Consider the following 3918-nt stretch of genomic DNA (forward strand, 5'->3'; position numbering starts at 1 on the left):
CGCAGCGGCCGAGGAAGCGGCAAAGATCGCCCGCATCCGGTATCAGGGTGGGCTCGCCAACCAGCTCACTGCGCTCCAGGCCGACGACACCGTGCTCGCGAACCGCCGCGCCGTCGCCGATCTGGAAGCGCGACGTTTCACGCTCGACATTGCCCTGATCCGCGCCTTGGGCGGCGGGTTCGAGGCGCCCCAAATGGCAGGATTGCGCTGATGGCCGATATCAATCCCGAGGACATGCCTGTCGGCGACATCGACGACGCGCCGCCAGCCGCCGACCGACGCGGGCGCCGCAAGCGCTGGTTCGGCATCCTGGCGCTGGTGCTGCTCGCAGGCGCGGCCGTCTTGGGCGTCTGGTTCGTACTGACCCAGGCGGGACGGGTCTCCACCGACAACGCATATGTCGGCGCCGACACCGCGCAGGTGACGCCGCTGATCGCAGCGCCCGTCGCCGAAGTGCGCGTCGCCAATACCCAGGCCGTGAAGAAGGGCGATGTGCTGGTCGTGCTCGACCCCGCCGACGCGCGGATCGAAGTGGCGCAGGCGGAAAGCGCGCGTGCCCAGGCGGAGCAGAAATACCGACAGGCGCGCGCCAATGTCGGCGCCGCGCAAGGGCGGGTCGAGGCGCGCGGATCGGAGATCGAGCAGGCGCAGGCCCGGCTCCGTGACGCTGAAGCGACGCTGAACCGGGCGGCGATCGAGCTCCGCCGGCGCGAGGCGCTGATCTCCTCCGGCGCAGTGTCAGGCGACGAACTGACCCAGGCGCGCACTGCGTTTCAGTCGGCGCAGGCCGCGCTTGCGCTCGCCCGGGCGGGCGTCGAGAGTGCCGAAGCGACACAGAATGCGGCAACGGGCGAGCTGAACGCGTCGCAGGCGCTGGTCGAAGGCACCAGCATCGGCACCGCGCCCGAAGTCCTCGCCGCCCGCGCGCGACTTAAGCAGGCCAAGCTCAATCTGGAGCGCACCGTGATCCGCGCGCCGATCGACGGCATCGTCACCAATCGCCAGGTTCAGGTCGGCCAGCGCGTCGCCGCCGGCACGCCGATCATGACACTGGTGCCGATCGCCGCCGCCTATGTCGACGCGAACTTCAAGGAGGACCAGCTCGCAAAGGTGTGGCCGGGCCAGCCGGTCGAGCTGACATCCGACTTCTACGGCGGCGACGTCGTGTTCCATGGGCGCGTCGTCGGCTTCGCGGGCGGCACCGGCGCCGCCTTCGCGCTGATCCCGGCGCAGAATGCGACCGGCAACTGGATCAAGGTCGTGCAGCGCCTCCCGGTCCGGATCGCGCTCGACCCGAAGGAGCTGAAGGCGCATCCGCTCCGCGTCGGCCTGTCGATGGAAGCGACGGTGGACACGCGGGGCCGCTGATGGCGACGACCGCCGCCGCGCTCGACAAATTCGCCGAAGGGCCGAGTCTCACCGGCTGGCGGCTGGGGCTTGCCGCTTTCTCGCTCGCGCTCGCCAATTTCATCGTCGTGCTGGACACGACGATCGCCAACGTCTCGGTGCCGCACATCGCCGGCGGGCTGGCGGTGTCGCCGAGCCAGGGGACGTGGACGATCACCAGCTATGCGGTCGCCGACGCGATCAGCGTGCCGTTGACCGGTTGGCTGGCGGCGCGGTTCGGCAGCGTACGCTGGTTCCTGACGTCGCTGATCGGCTTCGGCCTGTTCTCGTTCCTGTGCGGGATTTCCAGCACCCTCTACATGCTGGTCGCGTTCCGAGTGATGCAGGGCCTGTGCGGCGGACCGCTGATGCCGCTGTCGCAGACGCTGCTGATGCGGATCTTCCCGAAAGGGCAGCAATCGGCCGCGCTCGGCATCTGGGCGATGACCACGACCGCCGCGCCGATCCTGGGTCCGATCCTGGGCGGCATCATCAGCGACAATTGGTCGTGGCCGTGGATCTTCTTCATCAACCTGCCGGTCGTCGCGCTCTGCGTGTTTCTGGTCTCTCAGCTGGTCACGCCGTTCGAGACCAAGGTCATTCGCGCGCGGATCGATGTGATCGGGCTGGCGCTGCTGATCCTGTTCGTCGGCGCCCTGCAGGTCATGCTCGATACCGGCCGTGACAATGACTGGTTCCATTCCACCTGGATCGTGACGCTGGCGCTGATCGCGGTCGTCGGCTTCGCAGCCTTCCTGATCTGGGAGCTGACCGAGGCCAATCCGATCGTCGACGTCAGCGTGTTCCGCTACCGCGGCTTCCTGGCGGGCGTGCTGGCGGTGTCGCTCGCCTTCGGCGCCTTCTTCGCGCAGGTGGTGCTGACGCCGCTCTGGCTGCAGCAGGTGCTGGGCTATACCGCAACCGACGCCGGCTATGTCGTCGCCTGGCTGGGGCTGTTCGCGGTGTTCATGTCGCCGGTCGCGGCCAAGATGACCGATAAGGTCGACCTCCGGATCACGGTCAGCGGCGGCATCATCTGGCTGTTCCTGATGTCGTTCATGCGGGTGCGCTGGTCGACCGAGTCCGATTATTGGACGCTGGCGCTGCCGCACATCCTGCAGGGGATCGGCATGCCCTTCTTCTTCATCGGCCTGACCGCGCTCGCGCTCGGATCGGTGCCGCCGCACAAGGTGGTCGCGGCGGCCGGCATGATGAGCTTCTGCCGCACTTTGTCGGGCGCGTTCGGAACGGCGCTGGCAACGACGATGTGGGACAATGCCAACGCCAATGCCCGCGGCCAGCTCGCCGGCTCGCTGAACGGCGTCGCCGGGACGATGACGAAAATCGAAGGGCGGGGGGCGACCCAAGAACAGGCACGCGCGGCGATCGACCGCATGGTCGAAGCGCAGGCGGCGACGATCGGCGTGATCCACATCTTCCTGATCGCAGGGGCCGTGTTCCTCGTGGCCGCGGCCTTGGTGTGGATCGCGCCGAAGGGCCGCGCCGCGGCGGGAATCGGCGGCGGCCACTAGCTTGACTCCGCGCACCCCCGCCCATAGGTGCGCACCTCTCGCGCAGGCCCCTTCGTCTAGCGGTCCAGGACGTCGCCCTCTCACGGCGAAAACACGGGTTCGAGTCCCGTAGGGGTCACCAAAACGCCGGAAACGCTCGGAATCCCGGTTTTCAGCCCTTTTTAACCGCCGCTGGTACAGCAGACTGGTACAGCGGAGATGGTATGAAAGCGACAAAAACTCCAGGGCTCTACGTTCACGCGAACGGCATTTATTACCTGCGGCGGCAGATCCCGGATGCGCTCCGGGCCTATTTCGGACGCGGCACACACTACAAGGAATCGCTTGGCGTCCGCGACTACGAAGGCGCGAAGCCGTTGTTCGCGGTCGCGGACGCAAAGTGGCAGGCCAGGAAGAAAGTCGCGTGGGCGGCACTCGGACCTGACGCGGCCGCGCTGACGCCGGAGCGAGCCGCCGATATTGCCGCCGAGTTCCTGCTTGGCGATCGGCGGGACGCGGCCTCGGTCAAGAAGGCATCCAATCGCGCTGCCTTTGCGCTTGCCCTGGTCGCGGGCCAGATCGTCGACGAGCAGCGCGCCGAGCTCGACCGGCTCACCGATGACTATGTGTTTCCCGAGGACGGAAACTTCCGAGGCGTGGGCGCGATGCCGTACCCCGACCCGCTTGACACGCTTCGCCAGGAGTTCGAGCGCGGAGATTATAGCCGCGCCCATATCATCCTTCCGGAAGTGCGGCAGTTCGCAGGGCTGCCCGACAAGGATGGCGGCCGACGCGAAGCGCGTATTCTGGCGGAAGCGCTGCTCGCCGAGCTCCTCAAGCCCGAGGTCCACAAGGACCCGGTCGTTGCCCCGACGACCTGGGCCGCTCAACTCGCAGCGCCGCCGCCGCCGGATTGCGGCACCATGCGGGATGCCTACGAGCACTGGAAGACGTTCCAGAATCCCAGCGTCCAGACGGCGCGCGAGTATCTGCTCGCGGTCAATCGGTTCCACGACCTGTT

3 protein-coding genes, 1 tRNA gene and 1 pseudogene are annotated in these 3918 nt (G+C 67.6%); all 5 read left to right on the plus strand.

Features of this window, described 5'->3' with window-relative positions:
- Window positions 1-211, plus strand: a pseudogene (locus tag VFT73_RS02985) (multidrug transporter); the annotation flags it as partial.
- A complete protein-coding gene (locus VFT73_RS02990) occupies window positions 211-1368 on the plus strand; it encodes an HlyD family efflux transporter periplasmic adaptor subunit (protein ID WP_414712778.1) in 1158 nt (385 codons plus the stop codon). The pseudogene VFT73_RS02985 and the gene VFT73_RS02990, both read left to right, overlap by 1 nt.
- Window positions 1368-2918 (plus strand): DHA2 family efflux MFS transporter permease subunit, encoded by a 1551-nt coding sequence (locus VFT73_RS02995; RefSeq protein ID WP_326408666.1) that lies wholly within the window; start codon window positions 1368-1370, stop codon window positions 2916-2918. Before VFT73_RS02990 ends, VFT73_RS02995 begins: the two co-directional genes overlap by 1 nt.
- 45 nt (window positions 2919-2963) lie before the next feature.
- A tRNA-Glu gene (locus VFT73_RS03000) sits at window positions 2964-3039 on the plus strand.
- 82 nt (window positions 3040-3121) lie between these two features.
- The coding region (locus tag VFT73_RS03005) for a DUF6538 domain-containing protein (RefSeq protein WP_326408667.1) at window positions 3122-3918 on the plus strand (797 nt) is incomplete at its 3' end.

Source organism: Sphingomonas sp. (assembly GCF_035758555.1).
Lineage (GTDB): Bacteria > Pseudomonadota > Alphaproteobacteria > Sphingomonadales > Sphingomonadaceae > Sphingomonas_B.